General features: G+C 71.2%; 14 protein-coding genes. 10 read left to right on the top strand and 4 right to left on the bottom strand.

The window, feature by feature from the left end; all coding sequences use genetic code 11:
* Positions 1 to 37 precede the first annotated feature (37 nt).
* Positions 38 to 340 (top strand): hypothetical protein, encoded by a 303-nt coding sequence (locus tag ACWD0F_RS15800; RefSeq protein ID WP_449875890.1) that lies wholly within the window; start codon positions 38 to 40, stop codon positions 338 to 340.
* 27 nt (positions 341 to 367) lie between these two features.
* Here the strand turns inward: ACWD0F_RS15800 and ACWD0F_RS15795 are convergent, their stop codons facing one another.
* Positions 368 to 928: a TetR/AcrR family transcriptional regulator gene (locus tag ACWD0F_RS15795; RefSeq protein WP_449875888.1), complete on the bottom strand. Its 561-nt coding sequence runs from the start codon at positions 926 to 928 to the stop codon at positions 368 to 370.
* Between the two features lie 53 nt (positions 929 to 981).
* Here ACWD0F_RS15795 and ACWD0F_RS15790 point away from each other — a divergent pair, with 53 nt between their 5' ends.
* From ACWD0F_RS15790 to ACWD0F_RS15770, 5 genes are all read left to right on the top strand, one after another.
* On the top strand, positions 982 to 4092 hold the full coding sequence (locus ACWD0F_RS15790; RefSeq protein ID WP_449875886.1) for a bifunctional cytochrome P450/NADPH--P450 reductase: 3111 nt from the start codon (positions 982 to 984) through the stop codon (positions 4090 to 4092).
* Positions 4093 to 4280: 188 nt separating this feature from the next.
* Positions 4281 to 4883, top strand: a complete 603-nt coding sequence (locus ACWD0F_RS15785) for an ACT domain-containing protein (RefSeq protein ID WP_449875884.1) — start codon at positions 4281 to 4283, stop codon at positions 4881 to 4883.
* A 59-nt stretch (positions 4884 to 4942) separates the two neighbouring features.
* Positions 4943 to 6106 carry an acyl-CoA dehydrogenase family protein gene (locus tag ACWD0F_RS15780; protein ID WP_449875882.1) on the top strand — a complete coding sequence of 388 codons (1164 nt, stop codon included), beginning with the start codon at positions 4943 to 4945 and terminating at the stop codon, positions 6104 to 6106.
* Positions 6107 to 6388: 282 nt separating this feature from the next.
* Complete coding sequence (locus ACWD0F_RS15775) at positions 6389 to 7366, top strand: cation diffusion facilitator family transporter (RefSeq protein ID WP_449875881.1); 978 nt, start codon at positions 6389 to 6391, stop codon at positions 7364 to 7366.
* A 157-nt stretch (positions 7367 to 7523) separates the two neighbouring features.
* A complete protein-coding gene (locus tag ACWD0F_RS15770) occupies positions 7524 to 8774 on the top strand; it encodes an acyltransferase family protein (protein WP_449875879.1) in 1251 nt (416 codons plus the stop codon).
* Here the strand turns inward: ACWD0F_RS15770 and ACWD0F_RS15765 are convergent.
* Positions 8709 to 9164, bottom strand: coding sequence for a hypothetical protein (locus tag ACWD0F_RS15765; RefSeq protein WP_449875877.1), 456 nt, complete (start codon positions 9162 to 9164; stop codon positions 8709 to 8711). The genes ACWD0F_RS15770 and ACWD0F_RS15765 overlap by 66 nt on opposite strands.
* Positions 9165 to 9286: 122 nt before the next feature.
* Between ACWD0F_RS15765 and ACWD0F_RS15760 the strand changes: the two genes are divergently transcribed.
* Together ACWD0F_RS15760 and ACWD0F_RS15755 are read left to right on the top strand one after the other, a co-directional pair.
* Positions 9287 to 10474 (top strand): hypothetical protein, encoded by a 1188-nt coding sequence (locus ACWD0F_RS15760; RefSeq protein ID WP_449875875.1) that lies wholly within the window; start codon positions 9287 to 9289, stop codon positions 10472 to 10474.
* Between the two features lie 139 nt (positions 10475 to 10613).
* A complete protein-coding gene (locus ACWD0F_RS15755) occupies positions 10614 to 11264 on the top strand; it encodes a Uma2 family endonuclease (protein ID WP_449875873.1) in 651 nt (216 codons plus the stop codon).
* 55 nt (positions 11265 to 11319) lie between these two features.
* On the opposite strand, the gene ACWD0F_RS15750 is transcribed toward ACWD0F_RS15755, so the two are convergent.
* Positions 11320 to 12603 carry an ABC transporter ATP-binding protein gene (locus ACWD0F_RS15750; protein ID WP_449875872.1) on the bottom strand — a complete coding sequence of 428 codons (1284 nt, stop codon included), beginning with the start codon at positions 12601 to 12603 and terminating at the stop codon, positions 11320 to 11322.
* 450 nt (positions 12604 to 13053) lie between these two features.
* Between ACWD0F_RS15750 and ACWD0F_RS15745 the strand changes: the two genes are divergently transcribed.
* Positions 13054 to 14079, top strand: coding sequence for a LacI family DNA-binding transcriptional regulator (locus ACWD0F_RS15745; protein ID WP_449875870.1), 1026 nt, complete (start codon positions 13054 to 13056; stop codon positions 14077 to 14079).
* A complete protein-coding gene (locus tag ACWD0F_RS15740) occupies positions 14076 to 14948 on the top strand; it encodes a carbohydrate kinase family protein (RefSeq protein ID WP_449875869.1) in 873 nt (290 codons plus the stop codon). Before ACWD0F_RS15745 ends, ACWD0F_RS15740 begins: the two co-directional genes overlap by 4 nt.
* Here the strand turns inward: ACWD0F_RS15740 and ACWD0F_RS15735 are convergent.
* Positions 14945 to 16177, bottom strand: a complete 1233-nt coding sequence (locus tag ACWD0F_RS15735; RefSeq protein ID WP_449875867.1) for an MFS transporter — start codon at positions 16175 to 16177, stop codon at positions 14945 to 14947. The genes ACWD0F_RS15740 and ACWD0F_RS15735 overlap by 4 nt on opposite strands.
* Positions 16178 to 16188: the final 11 nt, after the last annotated feature.

The raw sequence follows: 16188 nt of genomic DNA, 5'->3' as shown, positions 1-16188 counted from the left end.
GCGTTTCCCGGCGTCCGGGAGCCCTAGAGTGGGCGGGGTGTTCTCAGATGTTCGCCAGCCGCTGGTGAGGCAGCTCGCCGAGTCCGACGCTCCCCGCCACTACTGGCACATGGCCGACGAGGACGGGCGGGTGTGGCTGTTCGAGAGCGTCGAGGGTGACGCCGCCGAGCAGTGGGCCACCCGGCAGGTCCAGGTCGGCGCCGATCGCGCCGCCCGGCGCTACTGGTGGCGGCATCTGCAGGACGAGCAGGGCTTCCTCACCGACCAGCCGCTGGAGATCTGGGAGCTGACCGAGATCACGCAGGACGCCTTCGAGGCCGTCTGGGACGCCACGGGCTGAGCTCCTTCCGCCTTCCTGTCTTTCGGGCTAGCGCCGGCCGGAGAGGCCGTTGATGATCAGGTGGATGGCCGTCTCGAAGTTGCGGTCGATCTCCTCGGGGTCGTCCGGCATGTGCCCCCGGGTCTCGGCGATGACGAAGCCCGTGACGAACGCGTGCAGCACCTCGCTCGTGCGCCGCAACTCCCCCTCCGGCACCCCGGCCAGCCGCAGGATCCGGTAGAGCGTCTGCCAGATCGACAACCGCCGGTCCGCGATGAGCTCGGGGTGCGTGGTGACGTGGCTCCACATGGCCGGATGCGCCGTGGCGTGCGCGTGGTAGGCCAGCGCCAGGGCCCTGAGCTGGTCCTGCCAGGGGGCGCCGTCGTCCGGCGGCAGGTTCATGCGCTCGGCCGCCGTGGCGCAGATCAGCCCGAGCAGCGTCTCCTTGCTCGCGACGTGGTGGTAGAGCGACATCGGGTTGACGTCCAGCTCCGCCGCCAGCTTGCGCATGGACAGGCCCGCGACGCCGCCCGCGTCCATGAGGCGCAGCGCGGCGGTCGAGATCTCTTCCAGGGTCAGGGGTGCGCCCCTGCGCGCGCTCACGGCCATACACCGTATGGTAGCGTCAACCATACGGTGTATGGCTACGTTATGGAGCACTCATGTCGCGGATTCCCGCCCCGCCGGGTCTGCCCATCCTGGGCAACACGCTGCAGATTCCCGCCCACTCGCCGGTGGAGCACTTCATCCAGGTCGCCTCCCGGTACGCGGAGGGCATTTTCAAGATCGAGGTGGCCGGCCGCACGATCGTGCTCGTGTACGACCCGGACATGGTGGCGGAAGTGTGCGACGAGAGCCGGTTCGTCAAGCGCATCCGCCAGCCCCTGTCGATCGTGCGCGACTTCGGCGGCGACGGGCTGTTCACGGCCGAGATGCACGAGCCGGTGTGGGGCCAGGCGCACCGCATCCTGATGCCGGCCTTCAGCCAGCGCGCGATGAAGGCCTACTACCAGCAGATGCTGGAGGTCGCCGAGCAGCTCGCCGACTCGTGGGCGGGCCGCCAGGGCGAGGATCTGCCCGTGGCCGACGACATGACGCGGCTGACCCTCGACACCATCTCGCTGACCGGGTTCGGCTACCGGTTCAACTCCTTCGACTCGCCCGAGCTGCACCCGTTCCTGCAGGCCATGGGCGGCGCGCTGACCGAGGCCATGCACCGCAACCAGCAGTTGCCGTTCGTCACCCGGCTCAAGCGCAGGAACGAGGAGACCTACCGGCGCGACATCGCGACCATGCAGGCGCTCGTCGACGACGTGATCAGGCAGCGCCGCGCCGAGGGCGTCACCGGCTCGACGGACCTCCTGGGCCTGATGCTGGAGGCCGCCGACCCGCAGAGCGGCGCCCGCCTGTCCGACGAGAACATCCGCAACCAGGTCCTCACCTTCCTGATCGCCGGCCACGAGACCACCAGCGGCCTGCTCTCCTTCGCCCTGTACAACCTGCTGCGCGAGCCGCACCTGCTGGCCCGCGCCTACGACGAGGTGGACCGGCTGCTGCCGGGCGACGAGCCGCCGGCGTACGAGCAGATCATGAAGCTCGACGTCATCCCGCGCATCCTGGAGGAGACGCTGCGGGTCTGGTCACCGATCCCCGTCTTCAACGTGAGCGCCGTCGAGGACACCACGATCGGCGGGTACGCCATCCCCAAGGACCAGGGCGTCACCGTGCTGCTGCCGACGCTGCACCGCAACCCCAAGGCGTGGGAGCGGCCCGGCGACTTCGACATCGACCGCTGGCTGCCGGAGAACAAGAAGGGCCACCACCCCGGCGCGTACAAGCCGTTCGGCAACGGCGAGCGGGCCTGCATCGGCCGCCAGTTCGCGCTCACCGAGGCCAGGCTGGCCCTGGCGATGATCCTGCGGCGTTTCGCCCTGTCCGACCCGGACGCCTACCGCATGAAGATCAAGCAGACGCTCACCCTCAAGCCGGACGGGTTCACGCTCAGGGTCCGCGAGCGCCGGGCGCACGAGCGGACCGTGGCCGTGGCCGAGGCCGCTCCGGAGCGCGAGCAGCAGGACCTCGCCGTCACCGGCGTCCCGCTCACCGTCGCCTACGGCTCCAACCTCGGCACCAGCGCCGACATCGCCGAGCGGCTGGCCGAGCGGGCCGGGCGGGCCGGGTTCGCCACCACGCTGACCACGCTGGACGACCTCCGGCCGCCGGCCGAGGGCCTGCTCGTCGTGGTCGCCTCCTCCTACAACGGCAAGGCCCCCGACAACGCCCAGCGCTTCGACGCCCTGGAGACGCTGCCCGACCTGTCGGCGGTCCGGCTGGCCGTGCTGGGCTGCGGGAACACGCAGTGGCCGACCTATCAGGACTTCCCCCGGCGGGCGTACGAGAAGCTGACCGCCGCCGGAGCCGTGCCGCTGATCGAGCGCGGCGAGGCCGACACCGACGGCGACTTCGACGGCGACGTGTCCGCGTGGACCGCCCGGTTGCAGGCCGCGCTGGCCGAGGAGTACAGCGCCTCCGACGCCGGCGCCGGGCCCCGCTACACGATGGAGGTCCTCACCGAGGCCGAGGTGCGCCCCTCCGTGGTCTCCGAGCGCGCCTTCCCGCTGACCGTCGTGTCCAACGAGGAGCTGACCCGCGACCCCGCGGGGCTGTGGGACTTCTCCACCGAGGCGCCGCGCCCCGGCGTGCGCTCGATCGTGGCCCGGCTGCCCGAGGGCGTCACGTACGCGGCGGGCGACCACGTGGCCGTCTTCGCCAAGAACGACCCCGAGCTGGTCGAATGGGCGCTGCGTTGCCTGCGCGTGCCCAGGGAGCAGGTCGTGCGGCTGCGCGCCGCCGGGGTCACGCATCTGCCCGTGGACGCCCCGGTGACGGCCGGCCTGCTGCTGACCGAGTTCGCCGAGTTGCAGGAGGTGGCCACCAGGTCCGACCTGGAGGCGCTGTCCGCGCACACCGGCTGCCCGTGGACCCAGGGCCGGCTCGCCGCGCTGACCGCCGCGTACGCCGACGAGATCCTGGCCAAGCGGGTCTCCCCGCTGGCGCTGCTGGAGCGCTTCCCGTCGATCGAGCTGCCGCTGCCGGCGTTCCTGGAGATGGCGGGGCCGATCAAGCCGCGTTACTACTCCGTCTCCTCCTCTCCGCTGGCCGGCGCGTCGCTGGTGCGGCTCACCGTCGGCCTGGTCGAGGGGCCCGCCTGGTCCGGCGCCGGCACCTACCAGGGCATGTGCTCGGCCTACCTGGCCGGTCTGGGGGAGGGCGAGGTGTTCTACGGCTACGTCCGCGTGCCCGCGCCGCCGTTCCGGCTGCCCGCGGACCCGGCCACGCCGGTGATCCTCATCGGTCCCGGCACCGGATTCGCGCCGCTGCGCGGCTTTCTGGAGGAGCGCGCGCTGGCGAGGGCCACCGGGCGCGCCGAGGTCTTCACCGGAAGCCGCCATCCCGGGCACGACAGCCTGTACGCGGACGAGGTGGCCGCCTGGGGCGCCCGCGAGGAGGTGCGGGTGCACGCCGCCTACTCCGCCGTGCCCGGCCACCCGTACCGCTTCGTCCAGGACACGCTGGCCGCCCACGCCGGCGAGGTGTGGGAGCTGCTCTCGCGGGGCGCCCACGTGTACGTGTGCGGCGACGGCCTGCGGATGGCGCCGGCCGTACGGCAGGTGCTGCTGGACCTGCACCGCGAGCGCACCGGTGAGGACGGGGCCGCCTGGCTGGCGGGGCTGGAGGCGGACGGGCGCTACCAGCAGGACGTGTTCGCCTGACCCCGCCGGCGGGATTGCACGGTGACCTGGGGCAAACCCCGACGTTCCGTTTGCTGACAATTCGGACTTAACCCTTCATCCTGGGATATAAGCGCAGCGTGTGCGACATATCCGTGGAACATGCTGGAAACCTTTCCACGGCACTGTGAGGGCTTCGGGGCTTCGGGGCTTCGGAAAGGAGGGCGGCAATGCTGCTGCGACTGAGGGTGTCGCTGCCGGACCGGCCGGGCGGCCTCGGGCAGGTCGCCAAGGCGCTGGGCGCGCTGGGCGCGGACATCCTGCAGGTCACCGTGCTCGAACGCGAGGCGGGCCGGGCCGTGGACGACTTCACCGTCTCCTGGCCGGGCCCGGTGAGCGCGTCCGAGGCGCGCGAGCGGCTGTCCGCCATGCCCGGCGTACGGGTCGAGGGGGTCTGGGTGACCAAGGACCTGCCGGGCTCCGCCCCCGACTACGACCTGCTCATGCACGTCGCCTCCGAGCCGTCGCGGGGATTCGCCACGCTGGTGGACGCCCTGCCGGCGCTCTGTGGCGCCGAGTGGTCGCTGGCCCTGGCCGACGGCGCCGTCCGGCACGCCTCACTGGCCGCGCCCGCCGAGTTCGACCTGCCCGAGCCGCCGCCCAGGGCCGCCATCATGGACGCCGACAAGCTGAACCTGCTGCTGCTGCCCGTGACGGCGGAGGGGATGCACCTGGTGATCGCCCGCGCCGACGGGCCGGTGTTCCACCGAGCCGAGATGGAGCGTGCCGCCCGCATCGTGGACGTGGTCGCCAAGCTGGCCGCCCGCGCCTAGCAAACCGAATGTCCTTCTATTAACGTGGGCTTCCTGATCAGCCTGAACAGGAGCCCAGCGTGGATTTCGAGCTGACCGACGAGCAGAAGGCCCTGCGCGAGACCCTGCGCGCGTTCGTGGACAAGGAGATCGTCCCGGTCGCTACGGAGTGGGAGCATTCCGGTAGGTATCCGACGGAAATCATCGAGAAGATGAAGCAGATGGGGCTGTTCGGCCTGTCCGTGCCCGAGGAGTACGGCGGGATGCAGGCCGACATGGTCTCCTTCGCGCTGGTGTTCGAGGAGATCGCGCGCGGCTGGATGGGCGTGGCCGGCGCGATCGGGTCCCACTCGCTGGCCTGCTGGATGATCGCCCACCACGGCACCGAGGAGCAGAAGAGCCTCTACCTCAAGGACCTGGCCACCGGCGCCCGCCGTACCGCGATCGCTCTCACCGAGCCCGGCGCGGGCACCGACCTGCAGGGCATCCAGACGCGCGCGGTCCGCGACGGCGACCACTACGTCGTGACCGGCACCAAGACGTGGATCACCAACGCCCGCCACGCCGATCCGCTGCCCGTGCTCGTCAAGACCTCGATCACCGAGCCCGCGCACAAGGGCATGTCGGTGCTGCTCGTCGACCCGTCGTCACCCGGCTTCAGCGTCAGCCGCGACCTGCCCAAGCTCGGCTACAAGGGCACCGAGACGTGCGAGGTGGCGCTGCAGGAGGTGCGCGTGCCGGTGTCGAGCCTGCTCGGCGGCGTCGAAGGGCGCGGCATGCAGCAGGTGCTGGGCGGGCTGGAGATGGGCCGCATCAACATCGCCGCCCGCTCCGTCGGCGTCGCGCAGGCCGCGTTCGACGCCGCGCTGTCCTACGCCAAGGAACGCACCGCGTTCGGGCAGGCGATCTCCGAGTTCCAGGCCATCCAGCTCAAGCTGGCCGACCTGGCCACCGAGATCCAGGCCGCCCGCCTGCTCACCTACTGGGCCGCCTCCCAGGCCGACGGCGGCCGGCGGGTGGACATGGAGGCGGGCATGGCCAAGTACTTCGCCTCGGAGGTGGCGCTGAAGGCGTCCCTGGAGTCGATGCGGATCCACGGGGGCTATGGCTACTCCCAGGAGTTCGTGGTCGAGCGCCTCTACCGGGACGCGCCGCTGATGGCGATCGGCGAGGGCACCAACGACGTGCAGCGCATGGTGATCGCGCGGGCGCTGATCTCGGGCAAGGGCAAGGTCGGCTGGTGATCGCACCCGCCGGATCGTGAGCGCTCGGTCGAGGCGGGCGGTGAACGAGCGGGCGGGCGAGGCGCGCCGATGGCTTCGGTAAGTGAGTTCACCTCGCGCTCGCCGGAGGACACTGTCCAGACGGGATGGACTGCGCAAGCGAGGGACACCATGTCAGACGAGCAGGATTCCGGCCCGACACCCCACGGGCACGGGCATGGGGATGGTCATGGTGACGGGGATGGTCACGGGCATGGTCACGGGGATGAAGGTGGGGCGCGGGGGCGTGGCGGTGTCAAGGCCGTGCTGGGGCGGCTCGTGCACGCGGTCGCGCCGCACAGCCACGACAGCGCCGCCAAGACCGACACCGCCCTGGAGTCCAGCAGCCGTGGCATGCGCGTGCTGGCCGTCTCGTTCGCCGTCCTGATCGTCACCGCCGCCGTCCAGGCGGTCATCGTCCTCGCGTCCGGCTCCGTCGCGCTGCTCGGCGACACCCTGCACAACCTGGCCGACGCCCTCACCGCGGTTCCGCTGGCGATCGCGTTCTCGGTCGGGCGCCGCGCCGCCACCCGGCGCTTCACCTACGGGTACGGCCGCGCCGAGGACCTGGCCGGCATCGTCATCGTCCTGCTCATCGCCGCGTCGGCGGTCCTGGCCGGCTACGAGGCGGTCAAGCGGCTGTTCGACCCGCAGGACATCCGCGCCGTCGGCTGGGTGGCCGCCGCGGCCGTGGTGGGATTCATCGGCAACGAGTGGGTGGCGCGCTACCGCATCAAGGTGGGCCGGCAGATCGGCTCGGCCGCCCTGGTGGCCGACGGGCTGCACGCCAGGACCGACGGCTTCACCTCGCTGGCCGTGCTCCTGGGCGCGGGCGGCGCCGCGCTCGGCTTCCCGATCGCCGACCCGATCGTCGGCCTGCTGATCACCGTGGTCATCTGCTTCGTGCTGCGGGACGCCGCGCGCGAGATCTACCACCGCCTCATGGACGCCGTCGACCCGGCCCTGGTGGACGCCGCCGAACGCGTCCTGGCCACGGTCGAGGGCGTGCGCCGCGTCGGCGCCGTACGACTGCGCTGGATCGGTCACGCGCTGCACGCCGAGGTGGAGATCCTGGTGAACCACGACATCTCTGTCGTCGCCGCGCACAAGGTGGCGGTGGAGGCCGAGCACCGGCTCATCCACGACCTGCCGCGTCTGAGAGCCGCCACCGTCCACACCGACCCGTACGGCCCGGACGGCGCGGACCACCACGCCTCCCTGGCCACCCACCGGGACACCTGAGCACCCGCGCGTTCCTCGCGGCGGCACGGATCACATGCGCGTCCTCGCGGCGGGCCGGTCGGCCCATCGGATCTGCCACGTGCGCGTTCTTGGGGCGGGCCGGCCGGCCGGAGCGACTCGCCGCATCACTTGTGCGGGTACGGGTATGTTGTGGCGGGTGTCCGCCGCCGCCATCCCCGCCGCCCCCGACGCGCTGTCCGGCGCGCCCGCCCGCGACGCCCACCTCGCCAGGCTCGGCTGGCTGGACGCCCTGCGCGGCGTCGGCGCGCTGGCCGTGGTGGGCGAGCACCTCCTGCCGTGGTTCCTGCCGGGGCTCCGGCCCTACTGGTTCAACCTGGGCGTCTACGGCATCCTGGTGTTCTTCCTGGTCAGCGGCTACATCATCCCCGCGTCCCTGGAACGCCACGGCGACGTGCGGGCGTTCTGGGTCAGCCGGTTCTTCCGCCTCTACCCGCTCTACCTCAGTGTGATCGTCCTGGTGCTGGCCCTGGCGTGGTGGGTGCCGGTGCGCGAGGCCGTGCCGCGCGACGGGAGCGCGGTGGCGGCGCACGCGACCATGCTGCTCGACGTGGTGAGCGTCGGTGGCGTGGCCGACACGATGTGGACGTTGTCGTACGAGATGGTGTTCTATCTGGTGGTCACCGCGCTGTTCCTGATCAGGGCGCATGATCGCAGCGGGTCGCTGTCGATGGTGTTCGCGGCCGGGTCGGTGGTCGTGGGGCTGGTGGCGTCGGGGGCCGTGCTGGTGGGCGCGTGGCCGGCGTACGTGTCGTGCGCGGTGTTCGTGGCCGGGCTGGGCTGCGTGGTGTGGGGGCGGTTCCGTACCGCTTCGGCGTGCGTGCTCGGGCTCATGGCGGTGGTGCTGCTGGTGCTGAGCAGCCGGGTGCCGTGGCTGGGGGCGGCGGTGCTCGCGGTGATGTTCGCGGGGACGGCGATCCATCGGTGGGAGCGCGGCGAGGGACGGTTGTGGCCGGTGGCGGTCACCACCGCGCTCGTGGGGGTCGCGCCGCTGTGGGCGATCGAGAGCGGCTGGTGGTGGGTGCGGGCCGACGTGTGGCTGACCACGATCGCGCTGGCCGGGGCCACGTTCGCGGGCGCGATGGCCCTGCGCGGGCGGCGGCTGCCCCGGGTGCTCACCTGGCTCGGGCTGATCAGCTACTCGCTCTACCTGGTGCATCATCCGCTGCTGAAGTACTTCGTGGAGATCACCGGTGACCTGCGGCGGGCCGATCTGCCGTACCAGTTCCTCATGGTCGTGCTGGCGCTCGCCGTGGTGCTGGCCGTCAGCGCCTTGACCTACAGGTTCATCGAGCGGCCCATGCAGGACCTGGGCCGCCGGCTGTCACGCCGGCGCGGCGGCGGGCTCCAGCGCCAGGGCGATCTCGGGGTGGCGGGACAGGACGCCTGACACCACCGGATCCTCGGCCAGCAGGAACGCCAGATGCCTGACGGCGTGCGCGACCACGTTGGCCAGGGAGATGTCGCCGGGTGACGGCGTCGCGGGCGCCTCGCCGCGGGCGATCTCCAGCACGGGCGCCTCGATCGCGGGCAGCCAGGGCGACGGGTCCGGGCACACCGCGTACGTCAGCACGATCCGGCCGTCCGGCTCGTAACGCCAGCTCGTCGAATGCAGCACCGTGTCCTGAGCGCCGGCCGGCACCCCGCTGAGCCGCCGTGCCGCCTCATCCGGGCTTTCACCGCGCCGGGGCTGGGTAATGGCATGGCGGTATGACCAGCGATGGTCGGCGCTCGCCCGTAGCATGAGCGTCTCAACCGAGACCACGTGTCTTCCCGTCATCGCCGACAACTTACTGCCCATCATATGCAACTGCGCCCCACCCGCATACGTGCCCCCCGGCTCTTGCGCCTCACGGCGGGCCCGGCTGTAGTCGATGGCGTGCGAGAGAGAGGCCGACAGCCATGCCCGGTTCGCTGGTGCTGATGGGGTCGGGCGAGACGAGCCCGACCATGGTCGAGATCCACCGCGCCGCCACGCGGGCGTTGCGGGCGGGAGCGCGTGCCGTGCTGCTCGACACCCCCTACGCCTTCCAGGAGAACTCCGCCGACATCTCCGCCCGCGCCTGCCGATACTTCGCCCGCAGCGTCGGCCTGGATGTCGAGGTGGCGCCGGGCATCACCGGCGCCGACTGGGTCTTCTGCGGCCCCGGCAGCCCCACCTACGCGCTCGACCGGTGGGCGGACTCGGGCGTGGCCGGCGACCTGCGGGCCCGGGTTCGCGCACGTCAGGGCGTGACCGTGCTGGCCTCGGCGGCGGCCTGCACCGCCGGGCTGGCGACCGTGCCCGTCTACGAGATCTACAAGGTCGGCGCGGACCCGCACTGGCGCGAGGGCGTCGGCCTGCTGGAGCCGCTCGGCCTGCAGGCCGTCCTCATCCCGCACTACGACAACGCCGAGGGCGGCACCCACGACACCCGCTTCTGCTACCTCGGCGAACGCCGGCTCTCGCGCATGGAGCGCGAGCTGCCGGCCGGCACCGCCGTCCTGGGCCTCGACGAGCACACGGCGCTGGTCATCGATCTGGAGACCGAGTCGGTGCGCGTGGCGGGCCGGGGCGGTCTGACCGTCCGGCGGCCGGGCCGGGAGACGGTCCTGCCCACGGGCGCCCGCACCGACCTGGCCGAGCTCCGCCGCCTGGCCGAGGGCGGCGCCGGCACGGCCGCGCCGCCCCGGCCCGCGCCGGAGCCCGCGCCCGCCGAGGCCACCCTGGAGGAGTCGATCCACTCGTGCGAGGACCTGTTCAAGGCGGCCGCCGCCAAGCCCGACATGGTGGCGGCCGCGCAGACGGTCCTCGACCTGGAGGCCGAGATGGTCAAGTGGGCCGCCGACACCGAAGAGGACTCCGGCGGGGTCGAGCAGGCCAGGGAGCTGATGCGGCTGCTGATCGCCCGGCTCGGCGAGCTCGCCTCGACCGCCGGCCTGCGCTCCCTCGGTCTGCGTTCGCTGGTGGAGTCGCTGCTCACGCTCCGGGCGGAGCTGCGCGAGCAGGGGCGCTACGAGCTCGCCGACACGTTGCGGGCGGCGATGTTGCGGGGCGGCGTCCTGGTGGAGGACACCCCCGACGGCCCCCGCTGGGTCGCCGAGACCTGAGCGGGCTGGCCATGCGGGGCGCGGGCATCTCGGGCGTGGCGCGTGGGCAGGCAAAGGCAGGGTAACGTGGTTCTGTCACTCGGCGTGCTCGCTCGGCTACTCTTGGCCCCGTGTTGTCGTGCGTGCGAGACTCCCATCCATGGAAGGCGATGAGGACATGACCGCTGCGCCCGCTGACGGCTGGCTGGATGCCCATTCGCCTCCCCGGCGCGCACGGCTCTTCTCCCTGCCGCCCACCGGTGAGGACTACACCGTCGAGGACTGGCTGAAGCTGCCCGAGACAGGGGAGCGGATCGAGTTGATCGACGGGAGTTTCCTGGTGAGTCCCATGCCCGGCTACGATCACGCCATCGCGGCGAAGCGGCTGGTCCGCATCCTGGACGACGCGCGCCCCGGGGGCTTGGAGGTGGTCGAGACAGGCAATCTCGAGGTCGGCGAGGACGGCCTCATCCCCGACATCGTGGTGGGACACGCCGAGGCCATGCTGGCGGGGGTCGCCAAGCCGGCCGCGAGCGACGTCGTCTGCGTCGTCGAGATCGTCAGCCCGGGCAAGGGCAGCCATCGGCGTGACTACGACATCAAGCCCCCGAAATACGCCGCGGGTGGCATTCCGGTCTTCATCCGGGTCGATCTGGAAGGCGATGACACGCCTCGTGTCGAGGTCTTCAATCTCGGCGCGCAGGGTTACGAGCTGGTCGTGGAGGCCAAGGCGGGCACGGTGCTGGCGATCGATCTCCCGTTCCCCGTCTCGTTCGATCCCGCGGTGCTCACCGGGCCGCGACGGAAGTGACTTCCTGATCGCACGCCCCGGTGGGCACCGACGCTGGTCGCAGCGGGAAAGGTTGTTACCGGCGGGGCGGGTCGATGCGGGCGCCGTCGGCGGTGAAGATCATCACTCGGGACAGGTCCACCCCGACCTTGGCCGCGTCGCCCACGCGCCAGATGGGCCGGCCGCCGAGCCGGACGATCAGATCCGTGCGGCGGTGGATCCCGCTGTTCGGGTTCTGTCCCACCTGCTCCTGCTGCTGCCGCTCCTCCTCGCGTTGCGCGAACAGCCGCCGCATCAGCCCCGACAGCTTGCCCGAGCCGTTCTTCTCGCCGTTGGCCTGCCCGCGCGGGTCCGGCGGCTCGGGCACCGCCACGGCCGGCATGCCGCACTCCAGGTACGCCAGCCACTCGTGCCCGTGATACTCCAGCGCTCGCACCCGCCCGTAGAACGACGGGCCCTCATAGCTCTCCGGCACCGGCGCCAGCCCGTCCGGGCGCAGCCCCACCAGCACCTGCCCGCCGGTGTGCTGCGAGATCGCGTACGCCCTGGGATCGCTCCAGGGCAGCGTGAGCCGATGCGGGCCGAAGTCCATGAGCACATATTGGTTCTGCGGCGTCCTGACATGGGCGGCTAACAGGTTCAACTGCTGGGAGTTGAGGAAGGCCGCCACGAACGCCGTCGCTGGATCGTTGTAAATCTGGGCCGGAGTACCGACGTCCTGCAGGACGCCGCGATTCAGGATCGCGATCCGGTCCGCCAGCGTCAGGGCCTCGACCTGGTCGTGCGTCACGTAGATCGTGGTGACGCCGAGCGACCTGACCAGCGCCGAGATCTCCATGCGCAGTTCGGTGCGCATGCCGGCGTCCAGGTTCGACAGGGGCTCGTCCATGAGGAACAACTTGGGCTGCCGCACGATCGCCCGGCCCATCGCGACCCGCTGCCGCTGCCCGCCCGAGAGCGTGCCGGGGCGGCGGTCCAGCGTTTCGTCGATGTGCAGCGCCTTGGAAAGTTCAGTGACGCGCTCGCGTACCATCGACGGGTCGGCTTTGGCGATCTCCAACGGAAAGGCGATGTTCCCGCGTACGGTCCGGTGCGGATACAGGGCGCCGTTCTGAAACACCATGGCGACGTCGCGATCTCGCGGAGGCAGATGTTTCGCCATCTGGCCGTCCAACCAGAGATCACCCTCGGTGATCTCCTCCAATCCCGCGATCATCCGGAGTAACGTCGACTTGCCACATCCTGAAGGTCCAAGGAGGACGAGAAACTCGCCGTCTTCCGCGTGGAGGCTCAGCCGGTCGACTGCTAGGTAGCCGCCCGGATACACCTTGGTCACTTTGTCGAGAACGACTGAGCTCATGGGCTCACACCTTGCGCGCGGGTCACCTGTGACGAGGCTGATTAAAGAGGTAGTACATCGCTCCTTAACGCTACATGTCCACCTTTGACATAAAAGATCTCGTGTTTGCGTGTTTCGGTCAGGGGTTTTGGGGGTCCGTACGCCGTAATTTCCGTATTAGGGGTTTTTGGAAAGGGCTTGCGCAAATTTGCCGCAAGGGTTTTCATGGGTCGGGGACGATCCGAGGGGGACCATGACCGCATGGGCGCGGGACACCGCGATCCGCCAGGTGCGCACGCGCAGCGTCGCGGGCCGCGACGGCGATCCCGAAAGCGCCCTGATGAGGTCCGGAGGGCGGGACGTCCGTGCCGGAAACCTCGCGGAGCCCGGCGTCGAGGGAGCGCCGCCGCTCGCCTCCGATGTGCCTGGAGCAGGAGCTTCGGCGGCCTGCCGGAAAGTAAAGTGTGAGGCATGAACGGTCACGCTCGCCTAGCCGACATCGCCGCCCAGGCCGGGGTGAGTGAGGCCACGGTCAGCAGAGTGCTCAACGGCAAGCCCGGTGTCTCCGCGGCCACCCGCCAGGCGGTGATGACCGCGCTCGACCTCATGGGTTACGAGCGCCCGCCCCGGCTGCGGCAGCGCAGCAACGGGCTGGTCGGCCTGGTGACGCCGGAGCTGGACAACCCGATCTTCCCCGCGTTCGCGCAGGCCATCGAGAAGGCGCTGACCCAGCACGGCTACACGCCCGTGTTGTGCACGCAGCTTCCTGGCGGCGCGCCCGAGGACGAGTTCACCGAGCTGCTCGTCGATCGCGGCGTGAGCGGCATCGTGTTCGTCTCGGGCCTGCACGCCGACACGACCGCGCGGATGGACCGCTACACCCGCCTGACCGATCGCGGGCTGCCGATCGTCCTCGTCGACGGCTACAGCGAGCACATCGACGCGCCCTTCATCTCGCCCGACGACCGCCTGGCCGCGCGGCTGGCCGTGCAGCACCTGGCCGACCTCGGCCACGAGCGCATCGGGATCGCGCTGGGGCCGCGCAGGTTCGTGCCGGTGATCAGGAAGATCGAGGGCTACAAGGAGGCGATGGCCCAGCTCCTCGGCGCCTCCGACGTCGACGACCTGATCTCTCACTCGCTGTTCTCCGTCGAGGGCGGGCAGGCCGCCGCCGCGCAGCTTCTCCTGCGCGGCTGCACCGGCATCGTGTGCGCCAGCGATCTCATGGCGCTGGGTGCGATCCGCGCCTGCCGGCAGAAGGGGCTGTCGGTGCCGGGAGAGGTGTCCGTCGTCGGGTTCGACGACTCGCCGCTGATCGCGTTCACCGATCCGCCGCTGACCACCGTGCGCAAGCCGATCGGCGCCATGGCGTCGGCCGCCGTGCAGACGCTGCTCGAAGAGGTCAACGGCGCGCCCGGCAAGCACGTGGAGCTGGTCTTCCAGCCGGAGCTCGTCGTGCGCGGCTCCACCGGCTCGGGTCCGCTGGTCAACCGGTGACGCGCGACGTCCTGGTCCTCGGCGGCGCCGGGGTCGACACGACGGTGTACGTGCCGGAGCTGCCGCTGCCGTACAAGGACACTTATCATGTGCCCCCGGTCGTCGACCGGATCGGCAACACCGGCGCGGGCGTGGCGCTCGGCTGCCACGCGCTGGGGCTCGGCGTCGCGTTCGCCGACCTGATCGGCGACGATCCGCAGGGCGCGCTGATCCGCCACGCGCTGCGCGCCCTCGACTGCCGCTGGGGGAGCGCCGAGGCGGGCACCCGGCGCAGTGTCCTGCTCGTCGGGCCCGACGGCCGCCGCACCTCGTTCTACGACCCGAAGGCCACGCCCGACGAGCGCCTGGCGCGCGAGCTCTACGCCGACGTGCGCCCCCGCCACGTACACCTGTCGATCATGGACTTCTGCCGCCACGTCTTCCCCGACGTCGAGGGCCTGCCGATCTCCACCGACCTGCACGACTGGGACGGCGACGGCGACTACCAGAAGGACTTCGCCTACGGCTCCGACCTGGTGTTCCTGTCGGCCGCCGCGCTGCCCGACCCGGCCGCCACGATGCGGGACGTCCTGGAGCGCGGGCGCGCCCACACGGTCGTGTGCACGCGCGGAGCCGACGGCTGCCTCGTCCTGACGCGAGAGTCGGGCTTGCGGGCCTTCTCCGCCGCGCCGCTGCCCGGCCCGGTGGCCGACAGCAACGGCGCGGGCGACGCGTTCGTCTCCGGCTTCCTGTACGGCACGCTGCGTGACCGGCCGCTGGAGGAGTGCGTGCGGCTCGGCTCGGTCGCCGGCGCGCACGCCTGCACGGTCACCGGCACCCACGAGTCCCCGATCACCGAGGATCTGCTGCTGAGCAGGGCTCTGCCCTAGCCCGCCGATCGTGCGCCTCGCCTGCGTGCCGGAGACGGCTCGTCCAGCTCCCGCCAGGCGCGGCAGGCGAACGGGGGGACGGAGGCGATCACGTAGACGGCGGTGAACGCGTACAGGGTGATCGCCAGGCCGGTCAGCTCGGTGAGCGAGCCGGCCAGCAGGCCGCCCATGGGCATGCCCGCGTACGTGGTGGCCGTCAGGGTGCTCAGCACCCGCGCGCGCAGCCGCACCGGAATCCGGTCGAACTGCACCACGCCGAGAATGGGATTGATGGCGCCCGCGGCGAAACCGGAGAGCGCGGTGACGGCGAGGACCATGGGGAACGGCACCTCCAGCGCCAGCGCCAGCACGCGCGGCACCCCGGCGAAGAGAAAGCACCATCCGTAGGTCAGGCGGCGGGGTAATCGTTCGGCCGCGGTGCCGTAGACGATCGTCCCGGCCACCGCGCCCGCCCCCAGCGCGCCGGTCAGCAGGCCGAACGCCCGGGGATCGCCGGCCACGTCGCGGGCGTAGAGCACCAGCAGGACCTGCGTCACGCCCGTGTCCAGCATGTTGACGACCACGATCATCGAGGTGGCGCTCATCTGCAGCCGGTCGCGCCAGAGGAAGGTCAGGCCGTCGCGCAGGTCGCTGAGATATCTGCGCGAGTCGCCCTGCCACCTGTCGGTACGCGGCACCCCGCCGCCGATCAGGGCCGCGGAGAGCAGGAACGTCACCCCGTCCACGCACAGCAGCGCGCTCGGGCCGAGCCAGAGGATCAGCAGGCCGGCGAGCGGCGCGCCCACCATCGTGGCGCCCCGGTTGACGCCGTCGTACGCCGCCGTCGCCCGCTCGATCCGCACCCCGGCGAGCTCGGACAGATCCGGCAACATCGCCTTGCGGGCGGTGTCTCCCGGCGTGGCCGCCAGCCAGCGGACGAACAGCAGCACGAGCAGGAGCGGGAAGGAGATCCCGGTCGTCAGGGACACCATCGGGATGGCGAGGACGATGAGCCCGCTCGCCAGATCCGACAGGACGCTCGTCCAGCGGAAGCCGAGCCAGTCCACCAGCGTCCCGCCGAAGGCGGCGGAGATGACGATGGGGAAGGTGGTCGCGAACGCGGCCAGACCCGTGAGCCCCGCGCTCTTCGTGGTCTCCAGGACGAACCACGGCACGGCGAGCATCGACAACACGTTGCCGGTGACCGATAAGGCGTTGGCGGCCAGCAAGGTGATGAATGGACGCCTCACGCGACAATGCC

It is taken from the genome of Nonomuraea sp. NPDC002799 (assembly GCF_053592075.1).
This window is presented reverse-complemented; position numbering and strand designations above follow the sequence as displayed.